We start from the raw sequence: 26,005 nt of genomic DNA on the forward strand, positions 1-26,005 counted from the left end.
TTCAACCACAAGCCGACCGGACCACCGGAGGCATCGTGACCCTCATCCAAAGGACATACGATGACCTCCCGTTCATATTTTCTCGCAGGCGCGGCATTGCTGACGCTCATAGCCACTCCCGCTTTCGCTGCCGAAGCCCCGGCTGCCGCAGCAGAAGATCCCGCATTCGCTCCCGAAGACCAGACATCCATCGGCACCGGCCAGCGCGATGATGAGGTTATCACTGTAACCGCCCGCCGCCGCCAGGAAACCTCGCAGGATGTTCCGCTCGCCATCTCCGTCGTGGGCGGCGAACATATCGACAGCACCGGCAGCTTCAATGTGGGCCGCCTTCAGCAGCTGACGCCGACGCTGCAATTCTACTCATCGAACCCGCGCAACACCGCCGTGAACATTCGCGGCCTCGGCGTGCCGTTTGGCCTCACCAACGATGGCATCGAGCAGGGCGTCGGCATTTATGTGGACGATGTGTATAATTCGCGCGTGGCGTCCGCGACCTTCGATTTTCTCGATGTCGCACAGGTCGAGGTGCTGCGCGGGCCGCAGGGCACGCTCTATGGCAAGAACACGACCGCAGGCGCCATCAACATCACGACCCGCCAGCCGACCTTTGATTTCGAGGGTCGCGCTGAGATCTCACTCGGCAATTATGGGTTCAAGCAGGCCAAGGCGGCAGTCTCCGGTCCGCTGACCGAAACGCTGGCGGCGCGCGTCGCCCTGTCTACTACCAGCCGTCGCGGCACGATCTATAATGTCACCACCAACCGCTGGATTCAGAGCCAGGACAATCTCGGACTGCGCGGCCAGCTGTTGTTCAAGCCCAGCGAGGCGTTCAACCTGACGCTTGCTGCCGACTTTTCCGAGCAGGATGCCGTCTGCTGCGGCTCTGTGTTCGTGCGCACCGGCACAACCCAGCGCGCCACCAACCGCCAGTTCGCGGCGCTTGCAGCCGCGCAGGGCTATGCCGTTCCCAGCCTCAACCCCTTCGCTCGCGTGACCGATCTCGATGCCGCACTTCAGGCGGGCAACAAGATCGGTGGCGTATCGCTGAAGGCAAACTGGGATGTCGGGCCGGGCACGCTCACCTCCGTTACCGCGTGGCGCTTCTGGGATTGGAGGCCGCAGAATGACCGCGATTTCACCGGGCTGCCCATCGTCACCCGATCCCAGAACCCTTCGCAGCAGGACCAGTATACCCAGGAGTTGCGCTTTAACTATAGCGGCGACGGGCTGGATTTCGTGGTCGGGGCGTTCGGCTTTCATCAGCGCATCGATACACAGGGGACCGAAGCGCATGGCAGCGCATCAACCAGGTGGAACCTGGCTCCCACGAACGCGCTGTATAATTCGAACGTGCTCGATGGCCTGACCGCCCGCAACACCCAGTATCTCAAGAACACCAGCCTCGCGCTGTTCGGTCAGGCGAGCTGGAAGGTCACTCCGGAGATCACATTGCAACCCGGCGTTCGCCTCAACTATGACAAGAAGGACGGCTTTTATCAGCGGCGTGTCTTCACCGGCACGGGCACGGAGATAGTTATCGGCGGTCCATCCAGCGCTGTCACAACCGCGCAACTTGCCATCTTCACGCCGCAGACGATCGCGCCCAAGTTCAGCGACTGGAACTTCAGCTATGATTTCACCGCGAGCTATAAGGCCACCCGCGACGTGCTGCTTTACGCAACCTATGCCAAGACCTTCAAGTCTGGCGGCATCAATCAGAACGGCGTGCCTGTCGATGCGGCCAACAACCCGATCCTGGCCGCGGCTACCGTGAAGCCGGAATCGGTGGATCATTACGAGCTGGGCGTGAAGACGGAGTTTTTGGATCGCCGCGCGATCCTCAACGTCTCGCTCTTCCGCACCGACATCAAGGACTATCAGGCCAACGTGAACAACGGCCAGTTCGGTGTGCTGCGCGGCTATCTCGCCAATGCGGGGGCGGTGCGTTCGCAGGGGCTGGAGTGGGACTTCTCGGTGCGGCCGAGCGAGCGCTTCAACGCATTCGTCAATGGCGCTTACACTGACGCGACCTATCGCAAGTTCACTGACGCTCCCTGCCCGCCAGAGCTTTCCGGCGGAACCAGCAGCCCGGCGAACTGCGACATTTCGGGTCAGCGGCTTCCGGGCGTATCCAAATGGTCGTTCTCGTTCGGGGCAGAGGGCAATGTGCCAGCCCAGCTGCTCGGCAAGAGTGGCGAGGTCTATCTCGGTTATGACGGCAGCTATCGCTCCAACTTTTCTTCGAACCCCACGCCCTCACGCTATACATGGGTCGATGGCTATTCGCTCTCGAACTTCCGCGTGGGCTTCCGGACCGAGGAAGGGTTCGACATCTATGGATGGGTGCGCAACGCCTTCAAGAAGGATTATTTCGAACAGCTGTTCGTTGGCCCCGGCAACACGGGCCTGATCGCCGGCCTGCCGGGCGACCCACGCACCTGGGGCGCAACCGTGAGGGCCGTTTTCTAGGGCCGATCGACATTCAGCCCTGACGGCCTGCAAATGGCGATTTTCCGAGCTTCCGGTGCTCACGTACCTGTAGTACGCTGCGCTCCGGGTCACGCAAAACCACCATTTTCGTCACGTCATCATCTGAATGTCGATCGGCCCTAGCACCCCTGAGCCGGGTGTGGGGCCGGGCGATGGCCGGCCCCGCTACTCCACCGTCACGGATTTGGCGAGGTTGCGCGGCTGGTCGACATCCGTGCCCTTCGCCACCGCGACATGATAGGCAAGCAGCTGGACCGGCACGGCATAGACCAGGGGCGCTATCAAGGGGTGGACCTTGGGCATCTCGATCGTCGCCATGCAGCCTTCGCCCGCCTGCGCAATGCCTTCCGCGTCCGAGATCAGCACAACCTTGCCGCCGCGCGCCTGCACCTCCTGCATGTTGGAGACGGTTTTCTCGAACAGCGGACCGGACGGCGCAATGACGATCACAGGCACATTGTCATCGATCAGCGCGATCGGGCCATGCTTCATCTCTCCGGCCGCATAGCCCTCGGCATGGATGTAGCTGATCTCCTTGAGCTTTAATGCGCCTTCGAGCGCCATCGGATAGTCCGGCCCGCGCCCAAGATAGAGTACGTCCCGCGCATGCGCGACCAGATGCGCCATCGCCTCGATCTCCGCATCGTGAGAGAGCGCCTGATTCATCGCGGCGGGCGCTTCGGACAGGTGCCAGACGATTTCAGCTTCTTCTTCCGCGCTCAACCGGCCGTTCGCCCGCGCCAGATTGGCGGCGAGCGCAGCCAGCACGGCCAACTGGCAGGTGAACGCCTTGGTCGAGGCAACACCAATCTCCGGCCCGGCATGGGTAGGCAGCAGCAAGTCGGCCTCGCGCGCCATGCTGCTGGTCGGCACGTTGACGACGACGGCGATGATCTGGCTCTGCGCCTTGGCATGACGCAGCGCGGCCAGCGTATCCGCCGTCTCGCCAGACTGGCTGATGAACAGCGCCAACCCGCCCGGCTCCAGCACCGGGTCGCGATAGCGGAACTCGCTCGCCACATCGATGTCGACCGGTACGCGCGCGAACTTCTCGAACCAATATTTCGCGACCAACCCCGCATAAAAGCTCGTGCCGCACGCCACGATCGTCACGCGCTTCACCTGCCCCAGGTCGAAATCCATATCGGGCAGCGACACCTGATTTTCCATGCGCCGCAGATAGGAGCGCAGCGTCTGCGCGACGACGACGGGCTGCTCGTAAATCTCCTTCGCCATGAAGTGGCGGTGGTTGCCCTTGTCGATCATCGCGCCCGACACGCCGGAGACGGTGACGGGGCGTTCGACAGGGTTGTTGTCACGGTCGAAGATCTGCGCGCTTGTCCGGGTGATGACCACCCAGTCGCCTTCTTCCAGATACGCGATTTTCTGCGTCAATGGCGCGAGCGCCAGCGCGTCGGAGCCCAGATAGGTCTCGCCATCGCCATAGCCCACCACCAGAGGGGAACCCAATCGCGCGCCGATGAGCAAATCCGGGTGCGCGCGAAACAGGATGGCGAGCGCGAAGGCACCATGCAGGCGGGGCAGCACATCGCGCACAGCCTCCTCCGGCGAGGCGCCCTGCTCGATCCGCTCGCTCACCAGATGCGCGACAACCTCCGTATCCGTCTGGCTATCGAAATGCCGTCCGCGCGCGATCAGCTCCTCGCGCAGCTGCTTGAAATTCTCGATGATGCCGTTGTGGACCAGCGCCACCTCGCGCGTGGCGTGGGGATGGGCGTTGGCGGTCGTCGGCGCGCCGTGCGTCGCCCAGCGGGTGTGCGCGATGCCGATGGTGCCGGGCAGCGGCTCGTCGCGCAGTTCTCTGGCCAGATTGCCCAGCTTGCCCTCTGCCCGCCGCCGCTCAATCGCGCCGTCAAACACGGTGGCGATGCCCGCGCTGTCATATCCGCGATATTCGAGGCGCTTCAGACCATCCAGCAGCCGCTCCGCGACATCTTCCTTCCCCACAATTCCGATAATGCCGCACATCGTCTCAAGCCTTCGATTTCAAGTGTTCGTTTTGTTCAGTTGCCGCTGATAAGATCGCCCAGGCTGCCGAGCGCCGATCCCTCACCGCGGTTCTGACCGCCCCGGCTGCCCGCCGCCGCCAGCATCCGCCCGGCAAGCCGCGCGAAGGGAAGCGACTGAACCCAGACATGCCCCGGCCCGCGCAGGCGCGCGAAGAACACGCCTTCGCCGCCGAACAGCATGGACTTGATGCCACCCGCCGCGACCAGATCGAAGTCGACATTGGCGGTATAGGCGGCAAGGCAGCCGGTATCGACATGAATTTCCTCGCCGGGCGCCAGCTCCCGCTCCACCACCGTACCGCCCATCTGCACGAACACCCAGCCATCGCCGGTCAGCTGCTGCATGATGAAGCCCTCGCCGCCGAACAGGCCGGTCATCACCCGCCGCTGAAAAGCTATGCCGATGGAAACGCCTTTCGCCGCCGCCAGGAAACTGTCTTTCTGGCAAATCAGCGTGCCACCATATTGATCAAGCTTGAGCGGAAGGATCGCGCCCGGCGTGGGCGCCGAAAAGGCGACGCGCGCCTTGCCTTGCCCCTGATGGGTGAAGACGGTGGTGAACAGACTCTCGCCCGTCACCAGCCTCTTGCCCGCGCCGAGCAGCTTGCCCATGAAGCCCTGGTCGGCGCCGCCGCTGCCATCGCCGAACACGGTGCTCATTGTGATGGCCGCGTCTTTCCACACCATCGCGCCCGCCTCGGATATGGCGCTTTCGCCTGGATCCAGCTCTACCTCAAGGAACTGAAGCTCCTGCCCCTTGATCTCGAAGTCGATATCGTCGGCCACGCCGGGTTTGCGTTGATGGCTCCACGGGCTGTTCTGCATCACATGCTCCTCGAAACGAATGAGACTGGGGGTTAGGACTTTGTGGCCTTGCGAGCCGTCATGATCTGGCGGAACCTGGCGGCCCAACCCGGTTTCTCCTGTTGCGGCGCGCGGACGAGCGCCAGCGCATCCGCCGCCACGTCCTGCGTTACCACGCTGCCCGCGCCGATAATCGCGCCGTCGCCGATCTTCACCGGGGCAACCAATGCGCTGTTGGAGCCGATGAAAGCGCCCGCGCCGATCTCGGTCTTGTATTTGAGGAAGCCGTCATAGTTGCAGGTGATCGTGCCCGCGCCGATATTCGCCCCCGCACCCACGGACGCATCGCCGATATAGGAGAGGTGATTGGCTTTCGCGCCCTCGCCAAGGCTCGCCTTCTTGATCTCGACGAAATTGCCCACCCGCGCCTTCTTGCCGATATCCGCGCCGGGCCGCAGCCGCGCATAAGGGCCGATCTGCGCGCCCATATGCACCACCGCGCCCTCCAAATGCGAGAAGCTGTGGATCGTCACGCCATCTTCAATCACCACGCCCGGCCCGAACACGACATGGGGTTCCACCACCACATCACGCCCCAGCACGGTATCGTGCGCGAAAAACACCGTTTCCGGCGCGATCAGCGTGGCGCCTTCGCGCATCGCCTCATCGCGCCGCCGCGCCTGCCAGCGCGCCTCGACCGCCGCCAGCTCGATCCGGCTGTTGACGCCCGCCACCTCGTCAGCGTCCGTCTCGATCACCGCGCTCTGGCTGCCGGGCAGCATCACGATATCCGGCAGATAATATTCCCCGGCGGCGTTATCGTTGTTGATCTGATCGAGCAAAATGAACAGATCGGTCGCGCGCACCGCCATCAGCCCGCTGTTGCATAAAGTCACCGCGCGTTCTTCTGCGCAAGCGTCCTTAAACTCCACCATCTTGCCAATAAGCCCCTGCGCATCGGCAATGATCCGGCCATAAGCGGCGGCGTCATCGGGCCGGAAGCCCAGCACCACGCTGCGCGGGGCATCGCCCATGTTCAGCCGCTCGATCATCGCGCGCATCGTTTCGGCGCGCACCAGCGGCACATCGCCATAGAGGATCAGCACATCGCCCGCAAAGCCGGCCAGTGCATCATGCGCCTGCGCGACGGCATGGCCGGTGCCGAGCTGCGGCGCCTGCACCACGATATCGACGCCATGCCCAGCGACGGCTGCCTCGACCTGCTCACGCCCTGCGCCCACGACCACAACCTTGCGCTCCACCCCCAGCGCCTCGACCGTGGCAAGGAGGTGCATCAGCATCGGCCGCCCGGCAATGGTGTGCAGCACCTTGTGCAGGCCGGATTTCATCCGCGTGCCCTGCCCGGCCGCCAATATGATGACCGCCAGCGGCCGTTCGTTCGATGCGCTATTCACGATTCAGTCCCGTGCCTGTATGAAATATGCCCTCTGCCATGTTTGGCTTGCCTTTTCCACATGCGAGAAGGCATGGGCGCGCCTATGGCACAAATTCCTTTCGACATTGTTGGCTTTGACCTTGATGGCACCTTGGTGGACAGCAGCCTCGATCTGGCCGCCGCCGTGAACCACACGCTCTCCACCGTCGGCTTGCCGCTGCACGAGGTAGACGAGATCAAGCGCTTCGTCGGCAAGGGTACGCGCGTGATGCTGGAGCGCGCATTGAAGGCTTCGGGCGATTATACGCCAGAGCTGCTGGACGAACTGACGCCCGTGCTCATGGCGTGGTATCAGGAGCATCTCCATGACCATACCCGGCTCTATCCCGGCGCGGCAGAGGCTATGGCGGAGCTGCGCGGGCGCGGGATCAGGCTCGCCATCTGCACCAACAAGTTCGAGCGGTTCACGCTGCCGCTGTTGAGGGCGCTGGAGCTGGAGCCGCATTTCGATGCGATCATCGGCGGCGATACCGTCGGCAAGGCCAAGCCGCATGCGGAGCCGCTGCACGAGATGGTGCGGCGCGCGGGCGGCGGGCGCTGTGTGTTTCTGGGCGATACATCGAACGACATAGACGGCGCGAAAAATGCCGGGCTGGCGAGCGTTGCGGTGAGCTTTGGCTTTGTGGATGTGAGCCACGAACTGGGCGCGGACGCGATTTTGCATCGGTTCGAGGATCTGGTGACGCTGCTGGAGGGATGGGAGCGTTAGATTCCCGCACCGTCATCCCGGAAGCCGATTTTCTCCAAATCCATTGGGATTTGGTCAGAAAATCGCGCTATCCGGGATCCAAAATCGAAGCCCCGACTACAGAAGCGGGATCCCGGATCAAGTCCGGGATGACGTTGGGGCTAAACCGGCCGATGGCCCTTGCGCCATTTCGTCCACAAATGCCGGATCAGCATCAGCGGCGGCATACGCAACAGGTGCGAGCGGATATAGAAGGCAAGGCCCAGCCATTTGCGGCTGTCTCGCCCCCACGCGTCACGGGATAGCAGGCGGCGGAGGAACACGCGGTCGGCCAAAGTGACGCGCGTTTCGCCCTGCCCATAAACATGATCGGCCAGTCGCCGCGCGCGGGCGAGATGCGCAGTCAGGCCATGGCGCGCGGCCCGACGCTCTAATTCAGATTTATCCTCAATTTCTGCAAACAAGCATTTAATATCCCATAGGTTTCTTAGACCGCCGGATAAATCTCCATCGGCCAGCATATGCGCGACCGCATGGATTATCCTGTCCGCTGGCGACAGCACACGCAGCCCCCCGCCAATCTCCACACTCTGCGCGATCAGCGCCGCTGCGTCTGGCCGGGGCCGCGCAGTGAGGGGAAGGATCGTGTGATGGACGTCGATCATCCGGTCCCGCTCGCGGTGGATAAGCGGCGGCAGCTCGTGCATCCAGCGGCGGTAATAGGCGTCGTCATAGGGGTCCGGCTTCACCCACTCCCATCCTGCGGCCAGCAGCGCGCCCTCAGCCTCCTCCAGCCGATCTCGCGGCACGAGGATATCGAGGTCCCCGATCATGCGCCCTCGCGCTGCGTTCAGACCCGCCGCCGCATAGGCCGCGCCTTTCAGCAATATCGGCTCCAGCCCTAGCGGCGCGAGGGCTTCCACCGCGCGGTTCGCCTCCCACAGGGCGATGCGTTGTTCCCGCTCGGCATCGCGGCGCGCATCGGCAAGGATTGCCCGCACCGCATCGGGCACCGCCACATACTCCAGCAGCGCCGCCAGCGTACCGAGCAGCCGCTCTGCACGCGCGGCAGAAAGGATGCCGTTCCACTGATCCGCGCGCAATGCAGCGGCGGATTCCGGTGTGCGCATCAACTGAACCAGCGCCGCCGCGCTCATGCTACCTCACCCCACAACGCGTCGATGATGTCCAGCGCCGCCGCGCCGCTCTCATAGTCCACGGCCAGCGCCGGAACACCGGTCACGAAACGATGCAGCGCGTCAAATCCTGCCTCGCCCAGCGCGACATAGTTGGTGGACGCCTGCGTCAGGCGCATAAACGCCTCGCCCTGCCCCACCGGCCGCACATCGCGCGCGAAGCCATAGCGCGGGAAAAGCAACAACGCCGGGCGGGCGGGTTCGCGCATCCGCGCAATCGAATCCTGAGGCGGGATGAGGTGAACGATATCGCCCTTCGGCGTCTCGCGCATCATCGGGCCAAAGCGGGTGGCGTCGTTCACCTCGGCGCGCATCACGCCAATCGCGGCGTTCTTGAGCGACACGAGGCGCGGAAAAGGGTGTACGCGCCCGTCCGCAAGATCCAGAAGTGCGAACTCATCGCCCATGAAGCGCCAGCCGCGCTCACCCAGCAGCGCCGCCAGCGTGGACTTGCCCGATCCGGACTCGCCCGTCATCACCAGCGCGCGGCCGCCCTTTTCGACGCTGCTGGCGTGGATCAGCAGATGCCGCCGCCACCCCAGCGCCATTTGCAGGTTCATCCCCATTTCGGCGGCGAGCAGGCCATGCCGCAGCGCCATCGGCGCGGCATCGGGCAGCATATGGTCCCCCGCGATCCGCACCGAGGGCCGCCACCAACGCCGCAGTGGCCCGGCAGGCTCCAGCCGCACGGCATAATCGGCTATAGCGGCGGCGTCTTGCGGATAGGCGGCATAGAGCGCGCGCAACTGCGCAATCGGCTGTTCCCATGCCGAGCCGATGCGAAACGTGGCCGGGCCGATGGCGAGGGTCAGGCTATGGCGCAAGGCTGGCTTCCGATCAGGCCCAGCGCGGCCAGTTCAGCAAGATGCGCCTCCAGCGCCGCCAGTGCATCCCCCTCCTCGCCAAGGTCAAAGCGCGCAGACAGGCGCTCCAGCAACGTCGCCGCCGTTACCGGCTGATTATCCAGCGCCGCGCATATTTCGGGCAAGGGCGAAGTGAGCATGTGGGTAAGGCCGGAGGGACGATGAAAGACAAGGTTCAGCCCGTCCAGCTCCCGCCAGATGCTCTCATCATCAGCGCACCGCACATAGGCCCGCGCTTCGCCCGCTTTCATGAGGCTCAGCGGGGCATCTGCAAAGAGGCGTAGCAGGTAAAGCCGCTGGTGCCGCTTTGCAGGCGGCGGATATAGTTGAGATAGGCGCGGCTCTGCTCATAGGTGGTGCCCGGCAGGGTGCGCCCCCGCAGCGCCGCCTTCACCTCCTCGCCGGTGAAGGGCCGCCCGCTGGCCGGAAAGGCGCCCTGCGTGCCAGCGGGAACCAGCGAGCCATCGGCCGCGATGGCCTGGCCGGAGCGTGAAGGATCGGGGACCGGGATCTGGCAATGGAGCACAGAGGCCGCTGTTTGCGCCAGCGCGGGCCGGATGGAAACAACCGCAGAGGCCGCCGCAAGTCCGCCGCCGAGCAGAAGCCGACGCCTGCCGACGCCCTTGTTGGCCGCGTCCGAAGCCTCCTGCCCGTCAACCGATGGGCAGGCATGGGAGCTGCTTGGGTTTCGTTCGTCCATATCCGTGCCACCCGCCCCTTCAAAAACTGTCATCATTCCATCGCAATTTTTGTGAGATTAATCCAGAGTGCAGATAATGATTCCGGGTAAGAGCCTTCAACTATCCACCGCGCTGACGGTGATTGCCGTCTCGGTTGGTGCGATGCTGATGGTCGGCGCGGGGCTTGATGTTGTCGCCATCTTGATCGCCACCGCACTGGTGCTGACGTTTCTGATGCTCCATCAGGAGGATGAGCGGCTGCCTCCGCCTGCGCTTCAGGCTCCAGACACAGAGTCTGACGACTATCTCGATCTGCCCGCCTTCCGACAGATTGTTCACGGATTGAACGCGCCAGTGCTGGTGATCGCTGGAGGGCGGGTGATGACGGCCAATGCCCCCGCGCTCAAGCTGCTGGGGCAGCATATTTTGGGCGAGGATGTGCGCATCGCGATTCGGCACCCTGCCGCCGCCGAGCGCCTGACCAGCGCCGAGCCAATGGATGCGCCGGTGAAGATCGACATTATCGGTCTGGGCACGCGCGCGCAGCGGTGGGCGATGCGGATCATCCCGCTGGGCCGCGATACGGAGCAGCAGCGCCTCTTCGTCTATCTGGAAGACGAGACGGATATGCACGCCGCAGAGCGTGCGCGCGGCGATTTTGTCGCCAATGCCAGCCACGAGCTGCGCACGCCGCTGGCCGCAATTCTGGGCTTTATCGAAACCCTGCAGGATCCACATGCCGGAGGAGACGCGCAAACACGCGGGCGCTTTCTCTCTATCCTCGAAAGCGAGGCGCGGCGGATGCGCCAGCTGGTCGACGACCTGATGTCGCTCTCGCGCATCGAGGCGGACAAGCACCGCCTGCCGACAGAGCTGATCGCGATGCCAGAGCTGATTGCAGAAGTGCTGGCGGTATCGCGCCAAAACCTTGGCGAACGCGGCGGCGACATCGTTTCCGCGCTTGGCGACGATCTCCCGCCAGTACAGGGGGACAGGCTCCAGATCGGCCAGCTGCTGCACAACCTCGTGAGCAACAGCGCCAAATATGGCCGCCCCGGCTCGCCCATCACCGTTCAGGTGCGCGCAGTAGATTCCGCGATGATTAGGCTGGAAGTGAGCGACGAGGGCGAAGGCATCCCGCCTGATCATCTGCCCCGCCTCACAGAGCGCTTCTATCGGGTCGATTCGGGGCGCAGCCGGGCTTTGGGCGGCACCGGCCTGGGGCTCGCCATCGTGAAACATATTGTCGAGCGGCATCGCGGCAGGCTCGACATCAAGAGCAGCATGGGCAAGGGCACCACGGTTTCGGTGCTGTTGCCCCAGGCCGAGAAGAAGACCGAAGCGACCGAAGTCACTCATGAAATCGACGCATCGGCTCCACTGTCATAAAACTGTAATCGAACCGTCACAATGGATGCTTCACGCGCCGCTATGGCCCCATGAATCGGACATGGCCCAACGGCTTTTTGAGGAGATTATCATGAGCAAAAGAGCACTGTACGCCATTTCCGCCCTCGCCTGCGCCACGATGCTGGCCGGGTGCGGGGATCAGGCCGGCACCAGCGGCGGCGGCAGCGCGCGCGACCAGATTCGCGCGGTCGGTTCATCCACCGTCTATCCCTTCGCCACCGCCGTTGCCGAGCAGTTTGTCCAGAACAACGCCGGCATGAAGTCTCCCATCATCGAATCGACCGGCACTGGCGCGGGCATGAAGCTGTTTTGCGCAGGGGTTGGCCCGCAGCACCCCGATATCGAGAACGCCTCGCGCCGCATGAAAAAGAGCGAGTATGAGAGCTGCCTGGCCAATGGCGTGAAGGAAATCATCGAGATCCAGATCGGTGTCGATGGCCTCGCCTTTGCCGAATCGAACAAGGGCCCCGGCTTCAAGCTGACGCCTGAGCTGGTATACAAGGCGCTGGCGGCCAATCCGTTCGGCAAGGGCGAGAACAAGGCACAGACCTGGGCCGATGTTGACCCAAGCCTGCCCAAGGTCGCTATTTCGGTCTTCGGCCCGCCCTCCACCTCCGGCACGCGCGACTCGCTCTCTGAGCTGATCCTCGAAAAGGGCTGCCAGAGCGATCCGGCGATGAAGGAGCTGAAGGAAAAGGACGAGAAGGCGTATAAGGAAACCTGCACGCGCGTCCGTGAAGACGGCAAATATATCGACTCTGGCGAGAACGACAATCTGATCGTTTCCAAGCTGGGCGCAAACCCCAACAGCGTCGGCATCTTCGGCTACAGCTTTTTGGAAGAAAACCGCGCCACGCTGAAGGATATTCCGCTGAACGGAGTCGAAGCCACATATGACAATGTTGCGAGCGGTAAATATCCCGGCGCGCGTCCGCTCTACATTTATGTGAAGAAGGCGCACATGCAGGCCATTCCGGGCCTTCAGCAGTTTGTGGCTGAATTCCCCAAGGCATGGGCGCCCGGTGGCTATCTCACCAAGCGGGGCATGGTCGCCGCAACGGAAGAGACGCGTGCCAAAAATGCAGAGGTCGCTACATCGCTGACAGTGATGGACGGCGCTGACCTGAAATAATAAGAGCCGGGCCAAACAGGCCGGAAGGAATCGGGCGACGTGAACGGGGTTGCAATTGTTACGCTGATATTGGGGCTGGGGCTGGTCGCCTGGCTGTCCGCACGTGCGAAAGCCGTGCGGCTGGCCCCCGCGCCTTCGGGCGGAGCCAGTCGCAACCGCAGCGGCAGGCCGTTGCTCCACTCGCTCCCGGTCTATCATGGCTGGTATGCCGCCTTGTGGGTACTGGCCCCTGCCCTGCTGTTTCTCGTGATTTGGGCCAATGTGATGCCCGGCCTCGTAACCGAGCGGGCGTTGCAGGATTCGGCGGCGGCCGCGCTGCCGATCGATGCCATGAGCCGCTCGGCCATCCTCACCGAGGCGCGCAATGTCGCGCTGGGCAATGCGCAGGCGGCGTTTGACCCAAGAGCCAACGCCTTGATTGAGCCATACCGCTCCGCCCACCGCTTTTACTCGCTAGGGGGTGCGCTCGCCGCCTTGATGCTGGCTTTTGCGGGCGGCGCCTTTGCCTTCACCCGTATCCGGCCAGATTTCCGCGCGCGCACCAAGGTGGAGCGGGTGGTGATGTCTGCGCTGCTAGTCGCCTCGCTGATCGCGATCGTCACCACAGTCGGCATCGTCGGCTCGTTGCTGTGGGAATCGCTGCGTTTCTTCGCGATGGTCAATCCGTTCGATTTTCTGTTCGGCCTCAAATGGTCGCCGCAATCCGCCGCGATGGGCTATGGCAACGAGGACGCATTCGGCGCGGTGCCGCTGTTCTGGGGCACGATTTTCATCGGCGCGATCATTGCGATGTTCGTAGCCATTCCACTGGGGCTGATGAGCGCGATCTACCTCACCCAATATGCCCGCCCCGCCGCACGTGCATGGCTGAAACCGATGCTGGAGGTGCTCGCCGGGGTGCCCACCGTGGTTTACGGCTATTTCGCAGCTCTGACGATTGCGCCCAATCTGCGGGATTTCGCGGCATGGGTAGGCATCAGCAACGCCTCGTCGGAAAGCGCGCTTGCGGCGGGCCTCGTGATGGGCGTGATGATTATCCCGTTCGTTTCCTCTATGGCCGACGACAGCATTAACAGTGTGCCGCAATCCATGCGCGACGGCAGCCTCGCCATGGGCGCAACCACCAGTGAAACCATCAAACAGGTGCTCATTCCCGCTGCATTGCCCGGCGTGGTAGGCGGCGTGTTGCTCGCGGTCAGCCGCGCGATCGGCGAGACGATGATCGTCGTCATGGCTGCCGGGCTTGCCGCCAACCTCACGCTCAATCCGTTCGCCAGCGTGACAACGGTGACGACCCAGATCGTGCAATTGCTGACTGGCGATCAGGAATTCGAGAGCGCCAAGACGCTTGCTGCCTTTGCACTCGGCCTGGTGCTGTTCGTGGTCACGCTGCTGCTCAACATCGTCGCGCTGCATGTGGTGAAGCGCTATCGCGAGGCCTACGAATGAACGCGCCCATTCCCTCCACCGAGCGTCGCCGCGCCCCCACTGACTGGAAGGGCGCGGATATGCAAAAGCGGATCGCCGCGCGCTATTCCTCGGAGCGCCGGTTTCGCATGATCGGCCTTACCGCGATCCTGATGTCTGCCGGATTTCTGGCGTTCCTGCTAATTTCCATGCTGCACGAGGGGGCATCGGGCTTTACCCGCACCGAACTGGCTGTGCGCGTCGATTTTCCCAAGGCGCCGATCGTGATCGACCCGGCCACCCTGAGGGGCGAAGGCGCCGATGCGGTGCTTGCCAGCGTCAACTGGCAGGCGTTGACCGATCAGGCGGCAACCGGCGCGCTGGGCCAGGATGGCGTATGGATCGCGCCGGGCGCGTGGCTTGTCATGCGGGATGCGGTGAAGGCGGACCCTTCGCTGCTGCAAAAAAGCGTGACGCTGTCTCTTCCCGCGTCTGACGATCTTGATATCGCCGCAAAATCCGATGGCTCGCCAGAGGCAGAGGCGGCCTATGCGCGGCTCGACAAGGCGGGGATTGCAACGCGCGCCGTCAACTGGGATTTCCTCACCTCCAGCGACGCTACGGACCCGACGCAGGTAGGCATCTGGGGTGCATTCAAAGGCTCGTTGCTGACGATGGCGGTCACGCTGCTGCTGAGCTTTCCGGTAGGTGTGCTGGCCGCGCTTTATCTGGAAGAATATGCGCCGCGCAACCGCTGGACGGACATGATCGAGGTGTCGATCAACAATCTGGCGGCAGTGCCTTCTATCATCTTTGGCCTGTTGGGCCTCGCCGTGTTCCTCAATGTCATGCACCTGCCGCGCTCTGCCGCGCTGGTCGGCGGCATGACGCTGGCGCTGATGACGATGCCCGTCATCGTCATCGCCGGGCGCAACGCGATCAAGGCGGTGCCGCCTTCCATCCGCGACGCCGCGCTTGGCATCGGCGCGTCCCCCATTCAGGTGGTGTTCCACCATGTGCTGCCGCTTGCGCTGCCGGGCATCATGACCGGCACGATCATCGGCATGGCCCGCGCGCTGGGAGAGACTGCGCCGCTGCTGATGATCGGCATGCGCGCCTTCATCGCCAGCCCGCCCGGCGGCATCACCGACCCGGCCACCGTGCTGCCGGTGCAGATTTTCCTGTGGTCAGACGAAGTCAGCAAGGGCTTTGTCGAAAAGACCTCCGCCGCGATCATCGTGTTGCTGCTGTTCCTGCTCAGCATGAACAGCATCGCCATCTACCTCCGCAACAAATTCGAAAGACGTTGGTAACGCGCTTATGCCCCAATCCTCCACACCCAAGATGAGCGCCCGCAACGTCAACGTCTTTTATGGCGAGAAACAGGCGATCCAGAACGTGTCGATCGATGTCGATACCGATAATGTGACCGCGTTCATCGGCCCGTCTGGCTGTGGCAAATCGACGTTCCTGCGCACCCTCAACCGCATGAACGACACGGTCGCCAGTGCGCGGGTGGAGGGCGAGATTACGCTGGATGGCGAGAATATCTATTCCTCTGGCATGGACGTGGTTCAGCTCCGCGCGCGCGTCGGCATGGTGTTTCAGAAACCCAATCCGTTCCCCAAGTCGATCTATGACAATATCGCCTATGGCCCGCGAATCCACGGGCTGGCGAGCGCGAAGGCGGACCTTGACGTGATCGTCGAATCCTCGCTGCGCCGCGCTGGGCTGTGGGACGAGGTGAAGGATCGCCTCAAGGACAGCGGCACCGCACTGTCGGGCGGGCAACAGCAGCGCCTGTGCATCGGCCGCGCAATTGCAGTGGAGCCGGAGGTCATCCTGATGGACGAGCCATGTTCCGCGCTCGATCCCATTGCCACCGCCAAGATAGAGGAGCTGATCCACGAGCTGCGCGGCCGCTATGCTATCGTGATCGTGACCCACAATATGCAGCAGGCCGCACGCGTGTCTCAACGCACCGCCTTTTTCCACTTAGGCACGCTGGTAGAATATGGCTCGACTTCCGAAATATTCACCAATCCGCGCGAAGATCGCACCAAGGATTATATTACCGGCCGCTATGGCTGACCCTGTTATCATGCTGGAGGAGTGAACGATGGCCGAACAGCATACTGTCAAAGCCTTTGACGAAGACATTAACCGCCTGCGCGGCCTGATCGCCGAGATGGGCGGGCGCGTGGAAACCGCGATAGACGAGGCGATGACCGCCCTTGTCGAGCAAGACCTCAAGAAAGCCAAGGCCGTGGTGCTCGGTGATGAGCGGATCGACGCGCTGGAGTCTGAAGTCGAGCGGCTGGTGGTGCAGATCATCGCCCTGCGCGCGCCGCTGGCGGACGATCTGCGCGAGGTGATCGCGGCGCTGAAGATTGTCGGCGTGGTCGAGCGCATCGGCGACTATGCCAAGAACATCGCCAAGCGCGTGCCCAAGATCGGCGATCATCGCACGATCGAGCCGATCTCGCTGCTGCCCTCGATGGCCCAGGTCGCGAGTGAGATGGTGGGCGATGCGCTCAATGCCTTCTCGGCGCGTGACGCCCTGTTGGCGGAGGCGGTGATAGCGCGCGATAGTGTTGTCGACAGCTTCTACAACAGCATTTTCCGTACGCTCGTGACCTATATGGTCGAAAACCCGAAGACCATTTCGGAGTGTGCGCATCTGTTGTTCATCGCCAAGAACATCGAGCGCATCGGCGACCATGCCACCAATGTGGCGGAGATGGTCTATTATGCCGCGACCGGGGAATATCTGCCGGAACGCGACAAGGACGTCAAAATCGAAAGCTGATCGGAGACCGTCTGTGAGCCGCGCCCATATGTTGCTGGTTGAGGATGATGCCGCCCTCGCCGAGCTTGTTACCTGGCACTTCCGCAAGGAAGATTTTGAGGTTTCGCATACCGTGGATGGCGAGGAGGCGCTGATCATGGCGCAGGAGCGCATCCCCGACATCGTTCTGCTCGACTGGATGGTCGAGAGCCTGTCGGGCATCGAGGTCTGCCGTCGTCTGCGCCGCAGCCCCAACACTGCGAACGTGCCGATCATCATGCTCACCGCGCGCGGTGAGGAGGAAGACCGGGTACGCGGGCTTGAAACCGGTGCTGACGATTATGTCACCAAGCCCTTTTCACCGCGCGAGCTGGTGGCGCGGGTCGGCGCGGTGCTGAGGCGGGTGCGCCCGGCGCTGGCGGGCGAGACGCTCAGCTTTGCCGATATCGAGATGGATACCGTAGGCCACAAGGTGCGCCGCGCCGGCCAGACGATCCCCTTGGGGCCAACAGAATACAGGCTGCTCAAGCATTTTCTGGAGCATCCGGGCTGGGTATTCTCGCGCGAGCGGCTGTTGGATAGCGTGTGGGGCCATGACAGCGACATCGAGCTGCGCACGGTCGACGTCCACATCCGCCGCCTGCGCAAGGCGATCAACGCGGGCGGGCTGAGAGACATCATCCGCACCGTGCGCTCGGCTGGCTACGCGCTGGATTCCGAAGCGGCGCATTAGAGCGATTTCCAGTCAGATAGCATCATCTGACGATTCAGAAATCGCGGTTAAACAAAGCATTAGAGTAGTCGATCTAACTCGATCAGATCAACTACTCTAGGCAAGGGCGGCTCACTCGCCGCCCCGCCTCACCTGATATCAGAAGCTGAGCTGCGCCCGCGCTGCAAGCGTGTCCACACCATAGCTGCGGTCGCCGTTGATCGCATTGACGACCGTTGCATTGGTGTAGTCCATATGCGCGTAGTTCAGCATGAAACGGATATGATCAACGGGGGTCCAGATCAGCGACGCCATATATCCATCTTGCACGCCGCCGATGACCGCACCGTCGCTTAAATCAAGCCTGTCGTAACGCGCGTTGACCTGCACAGCGCCAATACCACCCGATCCGAGAGGATGCTTGACCTTCATGCTTTTGAACATGCCGCCCTTATAGCTGCGCGTGTCGTCGGTCAGAAACCAACCCGCTTCAACGCTACCGCCGAAGAAGGTGGGGTCGGCAGCACCTGTGCGGCGCACTGTCTGCCAGAATGCCTCACCTGCGGCATGAAAGCGACCGGCGATAACAGCCGCCTCCGCACCATAGCCCGTCTCCTTGGTGGCACCGCCTAGCGAATTGGTGTCGATGAACCGCGTATCGGTTGTATGGACCAGAGGCCGCTGACGATAGCGCACATTCGTGACCGCATCGCCCAGATCGCGCCAGTGCCCGGACACGCCGAAATGTAGCTGGGAATGGCCAAGCATCGGCGCATAGACAAGCCTCAGGTCGCCGCCAACGCCGTTATTCTCATCGTTCGAGAGATCAGCGGCATTGTCCGTGAACAGGCCTGCCTGCGCGAGTACCGGCCCTGCCTGATACTGCGCAGAGACGCCTAGCCGGCGCTCGAACCCAAAGGCGTCGGTAAAGGCCGCTCGCTCAATGAAGCTGGTATCGTTGGAGCTCGACAGTTCCTCCAAGCCTTGAAAGGTGTTGTGCTGCCCCACTGTAACGGTCAAGCCGCCCCGCTTATAATCCAGAAATGCGTCGGTAAGCTCTGCGTCGCCGGTGGCGATGTCGGCTTCAAACTTGTAGCCGAAGCCACCTGGGATCGTGCCCTCTACACCCAGGCGCGCCCGGCGGACTTCGTTGGAAAAGCCAAGCCCGCGGTCCACGATGCCACGGGGCGCATCCACCACCGCCGCATCGAACAAGAGGCGCCCGCGCGGCTTGAAAGACCAGCCTTTGCCATCGCTGATTTCGGGCGCGCCCTTGAACTTGATTGTCGGCGCGGAGCCGGCCTTGTTGGCGAGTTCGACCGCCTTCTGCGCGGTGGTGGTGGCGCTTTGCGCACTGGCGGCGGCCGATGCCGCGCCGCTCTCCGCCTTGTCAAGACGCGCCTGCAACGCCTGCATCTGTGCCTTCAGCGCCTCCAACTCGGAGCGCAGCGCCGCCGCATCCTGAACGCTGAGCGCCTGCGCATGAGCGAGGGATGGAACGACTGCGCAACCGGCGAGAAGCGCCGCGCGCAGCATGAGATGAGGCGTCATTTATTTCTCCATCATGAAACTTCTGTGACGCCGCTATGACGGTTATGTTACAGAAATATGACGGTTTGATGTCATTTATGTTTCATGGAAGGGCACTGCGACCCATCAGGCTATTTCTCGATCAGCCTCAACAGCTTGCGCTCCACAGGCGCGAGTACGCCCGCGAGCTCCTGTCCCCGCTTCAACACCGCGCCTGCCTCGCCGATCAGCGCCCACATGCCCTGCCGGTTGCGCAGCGAGGGGCGCTTCTCGATGCGATATTCCGGCCGTTCCGCCGCCCGGCGAAAGGCGCAAAATATCGCCGCTTCCTTGTCGAAGTTCATCGAATAGTCGCGCCAGTGCCCAGCCGAGACCATCCGGCCATACAGATCCATGATGCGGGAAAGCTCTTGCCGTTCAAACCCGGTCTGCCCCGGCTGCCTGTGATGCGGGAACGGAGAAACCTCCCCCATCAGGCGCGACCGCGCTCCTTGGGTTCATCCTGATCGGTAAACAGCGCTCCGCCCTCTCGCGCCAGATCGCGCTCTTTCTTCAACTCCGCGATCAGCTTGGTCAGCCGTTCAACCTCGCATTGCAGGATTTCGAGCTTTTGAGTCGCGGGATCGAACACTTCGCTGCACGGGGTGCCATAGGGCACAAAATCACGCTGATAGGCTGAGACATCGACCAGCATCTGCCGCGCGGGGATGCCCACCATCGTCGCGCCTTCGGGCACATCCTTGGTGACGACCGCATTGGCCCCCACCCGCGCCCGCGCACCCACCATAATCGGCCCCAATACTTGTGCGCCAGATCCCACGATCACGCCATCCGCCAGAGTGGGGTGCCTTTTGCCGGCAATGCCGTTGGCGGGGTCTGTGCCGCCCAGCGTGACATGCTGATAGAGCGTCACATTGTCGCCGATCTCCGCCGTCTCCCCGATGACCGTGAAGCCATGGTCGATAAAGAGATTGCGGCCGATCTTTGCGCCGGGGTGAATGTCATTCCCGGTCAGAAAGCGAGAGAGATGATTGACCGCACGCGCCAGAAAATAGAGCCGCGCCCGAAACAGCCTGTGCGCTACACGATGCCAGAACACCGCCCAGACGCCAGGGTAAAGGAGAATCTCCATGCGCGAACGCGGCGCCGGGTCACGCGCCTTTATCGAATCCAGATAGGCTATCAATCCGCCAAGCATGGCCAAATTCCCTCAATCGAACCGGCTATATAGCGCATTTCCCGTCAATTTTCCAGTCCGGGACGCACGAAAGCCTATTTGGCATCCCTGGGGCAATATTCAAAGGCTTGCTCAGCCAGCGCCACAACAGCCGGATCAGCATCGGGCATGCCCATTGGCACCCGCTTTTCCAGCGCATCGGCAATGGCGGTAAGCGCGGCGATGCGCCCCGTCTTGCGGTCATTCCCGTCGATCACCGTCCACGGCGCCCAGCGTGTATCGGTGAGGCGGAACATATCGTGCATCGCGTCGAGATAGTCCGCGCGACGCGCACGGTTGCGATAGTCCTCAGCGCCGGTCTTCCAGCGCTTCCACGGGTCATCCAGCCGCTCGGCAAGCTGCTTGTCCTGCTCCTGCTGCGTCACATGCACGAAAATCTTGACGATATTGGTGCCGCCATCGATCTGCTGTGCCTCGAACTCGTTGATCTCGTCATAGCCGCGCTTCCATTCGCGCTCGGTGCAGAAGCCCTCGACCCGCTCTACCAGCACACGGCCATACCAGCTCCGATCAAAGATGCCGATATTGCCCCCGGCAGGCAGGCGACGCCAGAAGCGCCAGAGGAAGTGACGATCGCGCTCCTCCTCATTGGGCGCGCCGATCGGCCAGACCTGATAATAGCGCGGATCGAGCGTGGCGGTGAGGCGCTTGATGATGCCGCCCTTGCCGGAAGCGTCCCACCCCTCGAACAGCACGACGCTGCGCCGGTTATGCACGATATGCGCGACCTGTATGCGCTCCAGCCGTTGTTGAAGCACGGCCAGTGCGTCGTCAAAATCGCCCGCGAAACTGTCGCCCTTTTCATAGTCGGAGAGAGATATCGTCATCACATGAACCTAACCCCGCGGGGCGCGCCCTGTCGAGCGGAGCCTGCGCCCTGTGCTGCCCCAAATGGGGACAGGATCAGCCCTTGTTCGGCTCGACCACCCGAATATGCAGCTCGCGCAGTTGCTTGAGCGCGGCCGGAGACGGCGCGCTCATCAGCAAATCTTCCGCGCGCTGGTTCATCGGGAACAGCGTGACCTCGCGCAGGTTTTGCGCGCCACACAGCAGCATCACGATGCGATCCACCCCAGCCGCCATGCCGCCATGAGGGGGCGCGCCATATTGGAACGCGCGGTAAAGGCCGCCAAAGCGCTCTTCCACATCCGCCTTGCTCAAACCTACCAGCTCGAACGCCTTCACCATCAGGTCAGGGTGCTGGTTGCGGATCGAGCCTGAGGCGATCTCGAAGCCGTTGCAGACCATGTCATACTGATAGGCCTTGATCGACAGCGGATCATTGCCCTCCAGCGCCTCCATGCCCCCCTGCGGCATCGAGAACGGGTTGTGCGCGAAGTCGAGCTTTTTTTCATCCTCGTCATATTCGTAGAACGGGAAATCGACGATCCAGCACAGTTCGAACCGGTCTTTGTCGATAAGGTCAAGCTGCTCGCCCACGCGGATGCGCGCGAGGCCGGCGAGCTTTGCCGCCTGTGCCTCCTTGCCCGCCGCAAAGAATACGCCGTCATTGGGGCCGAGGCCCAGCGCCTCGATCAGCTTTGCGGTGGCTTCGGGGCCGTGGTTCTTGGCGATGGGGCCGCCCGGCTCGCCATCCTTGATGTTGATATAGCCGAGGCCGGAATAGCCCTCGCCCCGCGCCCAGACGTTCATGTCGTCAAAGAACTTGCGGCTGCCCGCCCCTGCACCCGGCGCCGGGATCGCGCGGATCACGCCGCCTCCTTCGACGATCCCCGCAAAAATGCCGAAGCCCGAACCGACGAAATGCTCGGTCACATCGGTGATCAGGATCGGATTGCGCAAATCAGGCTTGTCGGAGCCATATTTGAGCATCGCCTCGGCATGGGGAATACGCGGAAAGCTGCCCGCAGGCGTCACCGGCTTGCCGTCGGCAAACGCCTCGAACACTTGCGCGATCACCGGCTCCATCGTGTTCCACACGTCTTCCTGCGTGACGAAGCTCATTTCGAGGTCGAGCTGGTAGAATTCGCCCGGCAGACGGTCTGCGCGCGGGTCTTCATCGCGGAAGCAGGGCGCGATCTGGAAATAGCGGTCGAACCCGGCGACCATCAGCAATTGCTTGTACTGCTGCGGCGCTTGCGGGAGGGCGTAGAACTTGCCCGCATGGATGCGGCTGGGCACCAGAAAGTCGCGCGCCCCCTCAGGCGAGGAAGCGGTCAGGATCGGCGTCGAATATTCGGTAAAGCCCGCGCCTTCCATCCGGCGGCGCATGTCGGAAATGATTTTGGTGCGCTTGACGATGTTGGCATGGAGCGTCTCTCGCCGCAGATCGAGGAAGCGATAGCGCAGGCGCACGTCCTCAGGATATTCCTGCTCGCCCGCAACGGGAAGAGGCAGCTCGGCAGCAGCGGAGAGCAGCACGGCATCGTCGGCCCTGATCTCAACCTCGCCCGTGGGGAGATTGGGGTTTATCGCCTCCTTGGCGCGGGCCACCACCCTGCCGGTGATCGTCACCACGCTTTCGGGTTTCAGGCTCTCGATCACCTTGAACACCGGCCCGTCCACCTCGGTCACGATCTGCACCATGCCATAATGATCGCGCAGATCGATGAACACCAGATCGCCATGATCGCGCTTGCGGTGGACCCAGCCGGACACCCGGATCGTCTCCCCGGCGTGAGTGAGGCGCGGCTCGGCGCAGGTATGAGTGCGATATGCGTGCATGAGGCTCGTTTCTGAATATGACAAATGAATGTAACCGGGCTATGCGCACCACAACTCTTGTGTAAGAACCGCAGCGCACCCGCGCGCCTGCCCATAATGTGATCGAAGACCATATGCAAATTCATCCGCTGATTACCGACAGCAAAGACCTCGCCGCCCTATGTGAACGCCTTGCCCGCTCCGCCTGGGTCGCGATTGATACCGAATTCATGCGCGAGAACACCTATTGGCCCGAACTCTGCCTCGTCCAGATCGCAGATCAGCATGAGGCCGCCGCAATCGACCCCAAAGCGCCGGGGCTGGACCTCACGCCTCTGCTCGACTTGATGGTCAACAACGAGGATGTGCTGAAGGTATTTCACGCGGGCGGGCAGGATCTGGAGATCATCTACAACCTCACCGGCAAGACACCGCATCCGCTGTTTGATACCCAGATCGCCGCCATGGCTCTGGGGCTGGGTGAACAGATCGGTTATGGCAATCTGGTCGATGCCTGGATGGGCGTAACGCTGGATAAGGGCGCGCGCTTTACCGATTGGGCCCGCAGGCCGCTCGACAAGCGCCAGATCGATTATGCCATCGGCGATGTGACCTATCTGATCCAGATCTTTCCGATGATGCTGGAAAAGCTGAGGGCCACCGGGCGCGGCGACTGGCTCGACGATGAGATGGAGCGCATCGGGGAACCGTCCAACTATGAAAACCTGCCCGAAGAGGCGTGGAAGCGGGTGCGCATCTCCAGCCGCAAGCCCGATGTGCTGGGCAGGCTGAAGGCGCTGGCCGCATGGCGCGAAACCGAGGCGCGCGACAAGAACATACCACGCGGACGCATTGTGAAAGACGAGACGCTGGCGGATATGGCCTCGCATCCGCCACGTCATCAGGATGATCTGGGCAAGGTGCGCGGTTTATCCGCCTCTTGGAAGAGCAACGACATCGGCAGGCGCCTGATGCAGGCGCTGGAGCAGGCCCAACCCCTCTCGCGCGAGGAAATGCCAGAGCGCGATCCCAAGCGCCCCGGCCTTGGCAAGGACGGCGCGCTGGTGGCGGATTTGCTCAAGCTGCTGCTCAAGATCAGGGCGAAGGAGATCGACGTTGCGGCCCGGCTCATCGCCCGCACGGACGATGTAGAGATGCTGGCGGCGGGCGTCCGCGAAGGTTTGTGCATCCTCGAAGGCTGGCGCTTCGAACAGTTCGGGCGCGATGCGCTCGATCTGGTCGAGGGCCGCCTTGCCTTCACCGTGGTTGAAGGCAAGCTGCTGATGACGCGAACCTAAAAGCATCGTGCCAAAAAGTGGGAACCGGTTTTTGGCAAAAAACGATGCGACAACAAAAAGATAGAGCGCGCGTCTTGCGTCAGATTTAACGTAGCGCGCTCTAATTTGCAGAGCTGATCCGCCACTCCAGCCCCATCGCCTGCCCCAGATTCTTGAGGCGGCGGTTCACGGTTTCGCCTGCGAGGCCGGCGTGGTTGCTGGGCAGGATCAAACTGATTGCCCTTTCATCGACTTTCAGTCTGGCGGTCTCCAGCGGGCCAGCGACACCGCCGGACAGCCGCTGCGCCAGCCGGATCGCCAGCCCCCATTGGCAAGCACGGTTCAGATCCTCAAGGCTTGCCAATAGCTCAAGCCCCGGAGCCAGGCTCCCGCCGCCGCCGAAATTGCTATACAGCGCCTGCGCCAGCATTGCCCGGCCCCAGCCGTCTATGCCGACCCAGTTGCCATGTAGCGCGATTTCAAGCCCGCGTTCGGCCCGAAAATCCGGGTTCGCGCGCCAGCCGACATCGCCCAGCAGGCAGGCTGCACGGCGGATTCGGGCATAATCCGCCGCATCTTCCACAAATAACGGCGCAATCCACTGATCGATCAAGGCGCCATGGCCGGAGAAACGCCCCTGCGCTTCGCCTTCCGCCTCCGCCGCGACCAGCAGCGGATCCAGCGCCCTCTCCTCATCGCTAAGGCGCTCATAAAGCAGGCCTTCGCGCAGGCCATGGGCAGAGACGATCATGCCGCTGCAGCCCAGTTGCCGCACCAGCACCCGCAGCAGCGCCGCCGCCGGAGCCAGCGCCGAGATGCGCGAGCCGGAGATCGCCGGAATCTTCTTCACCCGCGCCTTACCTATCGATGCGGTGACGCGGGCGAGCGTTGCGGCGCGCTCTGGCGCCATTGTGTAATGATGGATGACAGGCAGCGGAAAATGAACAAGTTGCATGTCGAGATGCGCCAGCGCGCGCCACGATCCGCCGACGAGATAAAGCGGCAGGCCTTGCTCCAGCCCGGCCCAGCCTGTCTCTTTCAGCGCTTTTGCCACATATTTCGTCAGCGCCATCTTGCCACCCGCACGGATGGCAGCGAGGCGCAGCACGCCCAGCGGCAAGGACACGACCTGATGCACCGTGCCGCCTCTGACCCGCGCGAGTTCAAGGCTCCCTCCACCCAGATCGGCGACAATGCCATCTGCCTCTGGCATAGCGGAAATCACGCCCAGCCCGGCGGCGCGCCCTTCCGCCTCGCCTGACAATATCTCTATGTCCAGCCCGGTTTGCGCGCGCGCTTTTGCCACAAACTCCGGCCCGTTAGTGGCCTCGCGCACCGCCGCCGTGGCGATGCAGCGCATTTCGGCCACATCCATCTCCCGCGCCAGAATGGCGAAGCGTTCGAGCGCCTCCAGCCCACGCTCCATCGCCGCCGGATCGATCCGCCCGGTCTCGGACAGCGCCGCACCCAACCCGGCCGCAACTTTTTCGTTAAACAACAGAAACGGCGCGCGCGCCGGGCCGTCATAAATGACCAGACGCACGCTGTTGGAGCCGATGTCGATTATCGCACGGCGGCGCGGCGGTTTTCCCGTCAAAGCCACTGAGACGCGGCCAAATTTCTCAAGGAGTGTCATGG

Annotated in this window: 23 protein-coding genes; 10 read left to right on the forward strand and 13 right to left on the reverse strand. The window is 62.8% G+C overall.

Going from position 1 to position 26,005, the window contains the following annotated elements; genetic code table 11:
* The first annotated feature begins 60 nt into the window (after positions 1-60).
* Entirely contained in the window at positions 61-2,472 is a 2,412-nt protein-coding gene (locus tag EQG66_RS01730; RefSeq protein ID WP_129402792.1) for a TonB-dependent receptor, read from the forward strand.
* Between the two features lie 186 nt (positions 2,473-2,658).
* Here the strand turns inward: EQG66_RS01730 and glmS are convergent, their stop codons facing one another.
* The 3 genes from glmS to glmU are packed head-to-tail and all read right to left on the reverse strand — an operon-like array spanning position 2,659 to position 6,676.
* Positions 2,659-4,482 carry a glutamine--fructose-6-phosphate transaminase (isomerizing) gene (gene glmS / locus EQG66_RS01735; protein ID WP_129402793.1) on the reverse strand — a complete coding sequence of 608 codons (1,824 nt, stop codon included), beginning with the start codon at positions 4,480-4,482 and terminating at the stop codon, positions 2,659-2,661.
* A 35-nt stretch (positions 4,483-4,517) separates the two neighbouring features.
* Positions 4,518-5,348, reverse strand: a complete 831-nt coding sequence (locus EQG66_RS01740) for an AIM24 family protein (protein ID WP_129402942.1) — start codon at positions 5,346-5,348, stop codon at positions 4,518-4,520.
* 32 nt (positions 5,349-5,380) lie between these two features.
* Positions 5,381-6,676 carry a bifunctional UDP-N-acetylglucosamine diphosphorylase/glucosamine-1-phosphate N-acetyltransferase GlmU gene (gene glmU / locus EQG66_RS01745; protein ID WP_245987797.1) on the reverse strand — a complete coding sequence of 432 codons (1,296 nt, stop codon included), beginning with the start codon at positions 6,674-6,676 and terminating at the stop codon, positions 5,381-5,383.
* 150 nt (positions 6,677-6,826) lie between these two features.
* Between glmU and EQG66_RS01750 the strand changes: the two genes are divergently transcribed.
* Positions 6,827-7,492 carry an HAD family hydrolase gene (locus EQG66_RS01750; RefSeq protein ID WP_129402794.1) on the forward strand — a complete coding sequence of 222 codons (666 nt, stop codon included), beginning with the start codon at positions 6,827-6,829 and terminating at the stop codon, positions 7,490-7,492.
* Positions 7,493-7,632: 140 nt separating this feature from the next.
* Here the strand turns inward: EQG66_RS01750 and EQG66_RS01755 are convergent, their stop codons facing one another.
* Genes EQG66_RS01755 through EQG66_RS01770 form a run of 4 tightly spaced genes read right to left on the reverse strand, consistent with a single transcriptional unit; the run spans position 7,633 to position 10,263 of the window.
* Entirely contained in the window at positions 7,633-8,628 is a 996-nt protein-coding gene (locus tag EQG66_RS01755; RefSeq protein WP_129402795.1) for a nucleotidyltransferase domain-containing protein, read from the reverse strand.
* Positions 8,625-9,491, reverse strand: a complete 867-nt coding sequence (locus EQG66_RS01760; RefSeq protein ID WP_129402796.1) for an HprK-related kinase A — start codon at positions 9,489-9,491, stop codon at positions 8,625-8,627. Before EQG66_RS01760 ends, EQG66_RS01755 begins: the two co-directional genes overlap by 4 nt.
* Complete coding sequence (locus tag EQG66_RS01765; protein ID WP_129402797.1) at positions 9,476-9,781, reverse strand: HPr-rel-A system PqqD family peptide chaperone; 306 nt, start codon at positions 9,779-9,781, stop codon at positions 9,476-9,478. Before EQG66_RS01765 ends, EQG66_RS01760 begins: the two co-directional genes overlap by 16 nt.
* Before the next feature lie 5 nt (positions 9,782-9,786).
* Positions 9,787-10,263 carry a hypothetical protein gene (locus EQG66_RS01770; RefSeq protein ID WP_245987773.1) on the reverse strand — a complete coding sequence of 159 codons (477 nt, stop codon included), beginning with the start codon at positions 10,261-10,263 and terminating at the stop codon, positions 9,787-9,789.
* Positions 10,264-10,306: 43 nt separating this feature from the next.
* Between EQG66_RS01770 and EQG66_RS01775 the strand changes: the two genes are divergently transcribed.
* The 7 genes from EQG66_RS01775 (at position 10,307) to phoB (ending at position 17,680) form a co-directional block, all read left to right on the forward strand.
* On the forward strand, positions 10,307-11,599 hold the full coding sequence (locus tag EQG66_RS01775) for a sensor histidine kinase (RefSeq protein WP_129402798.1): 1,293 nt from the start codon (positions 10,307-10,309) through the stop codon (positions 11,597-11,599).
* Positions 11,600-11,690: 91 nt separating this feature from the next.
* Positions 11,691-12,752, forward strand: coding sequence for a substrate-binding domain-containing protein (locus EQG66_RS01780; protein WP_129402799.1), 1,062 nt, complete (start codon positions 11,691-11,693; stop codon positions 12,750-12,752).
* 39 nt (positions 12,753-12,791) lie between these two features.
* Positions 12,792-14,201 (forward strand): phosphate ABC transporter permease subunit PstC, encoded by a 1,410-nt coding sequence (gene pstC / locus EQG66_RS01785; RefSeq protein WP_129402800.1) that lies wholly within the window; start codon positions 12,792-12,794, stop codon positions 14,199-14,201.
* The gene (gene pstA / locus EQG66_RS01790; protein ID WP_129402801.1) at positions 14,198-15,472 is read left to right on the forward strand and encodes a phosphate ABC transporter permease PstA; all 1,275 of its coding nucleotides are present in this window, start codon (positions 14,198-14,200) and stop codon (positions 15,470-15,472) included. The genes pstC and pstA overlap by 4 nt, the downstream gene beginning before the upstream one ends.
* Positions 15,473-15,479: 7 nt before the next feature.
* Positions 15,480-16,250, forward strand: a complete 771-nt coding sequence (pstB, locus tag EQG66_RS01795; protein ID WP_129402802.1) for a phosphate ABC transporter ATP-binding protein PstB — start codon at positions 15,480-15,482, stop codon at positions 16,248-16,250.
* A 28-nt stretch (positions 16,251-16,278) separates the two neighbouring features.
* Positions 16,279-16,968, forward strand: coding sequence for a phosphate signaling complex protein PhoU (gene phoU / locus EQG66_RS01800; RefSeq protein WP_129402803.1), 690 nt, complete (start codon positions 16,279-16,281; stop codon positions 16,966-16,968).
* 13 nt (positions 16,969-16,981) lie between these two features.
* A complete protein-coding gene (phoB, locus tag EQG66_RS01805; RefSeq protein WP_129402804.1) occupies positions 16,982-17,680 on the forward strand; it encodes a phosphate regulon transcriptional regulator PhoB in 699 nt (232 codons plus the stop codon).
* Between the two features lie 138 nt (positions 17,681-17,818).
* Here phoB and EQG66_RS01810 read toward each other — a convergent pair whose 3' ends face one another.
* The 5 genes from EQG66_RS01810 to aspS all read right to left on the reverse strand — a co-directional run bounded on the left by EQG66_RS01810 (position 17,819) and on the right by aspS (position 23,111).
* On the reverse strand, positions 17,819-19,210 hold the full coding sequence (locus EQG66_RS01810; RefSeq protein WP_245987775.1) for an OprO/OprP family phosphate-selective porin: 1,392 nt from the start codon (positions 19,208-19,210) through the stop codon (positions 17,819-17,821).
* 110 nt (positions 19,211-19,320) lie between these two features.
* Positions 19,321-19,662: a DUF2794 domain-containing protein gene (locus tag EQG66_RS01815; RefSeq protein ID WP_129402805.1), complete on the reverse strand. Its 342-nt coding sequence runs from the start codon at positions 19,660-19,662 to the stop codon at positions 19,321-19,323.
* Entirely contained in the window at positions 19,662-20,387 is a 726-nt protein-coding gene (gene epsC / locus EQG66_RS01820) for a serine O-acetyltransferase EpsC (RefSeq protein ID WP_129402806.1), read from the reverse strand. The genes EQG66_RS01815 and epsC overlap by 1 nt, the downstream gene beginning before the upstream one ends.
* A gap of 74 nt (positions 20,388-20,461) precedes the next feature.
* Positions 20,462-21,253: a polyphosphate kinase 2 family protein gene (locus EQG66_RS01825; protein WP_129402807.1), complete on the reverse strand. Its 792-nt coding sequence runs from the start codon at positions 21,251-21,253 to the stop codon at positions 20,462-20,464.
* A 76-nt stretch (positions 21,254-21,329) separates the two neighbouring features.
* Positions 21,330-23,111, reverse strand: coding sequence for an aspartate--tRNA ligase (aspS, locus tag EQG66_RS01830; RefSeq protein ID WP_129402808.1), 1,782 nt, complete (start codon positions 23,109-23,111; stop codon positions 21,330-21,332).
* Between the two features lie 113 nt (positions 23,112-23,224).
* On the opposite strand from aspS, the gene rnd reads away from it, so the two are divergent.
* On the forward strand, positions 23,225-24,388 hold the full coding sequence (gene rnd, locus EQG66_RS01835) for a ribonuclease D (RefSeq protein ID WP_129402809.1): 1,164 nt from the start codon (positions 23,225-23,227) through the stop codon (positions 24,386-24,388).
* Between the two features lie 100 nt (positions 24,389-24,488).
* Here rnd and EQG66_RS01840 read toward each other — a convergent pair whose 3' ends face one another.
* Positions 24,489-26,003 (reverse strand): Ppx/GppA family phosphatase, encoded by a 1,515-nt coding sequence (locus EQG66_RS01840; protein ID WP_129402810.1) that lies wholly within the window; start codon positions 26,001-26,003, stop codon positions 24,489-24,491.
* Between the last annotated feature and the right edge of the window lie 2 nt (positions 26,004-26,005).

The sequence above is a fragment of the Sphingobium fluviale genome (assembly GCF_004122115.1).
Taxonomy (GTDB): Bacteria; Pseudomonadota; Alphaproteobacteria; order Sphingomonadales; family Sphingomonadaceae; genus Sphingobium; species Sphingobium fluviale.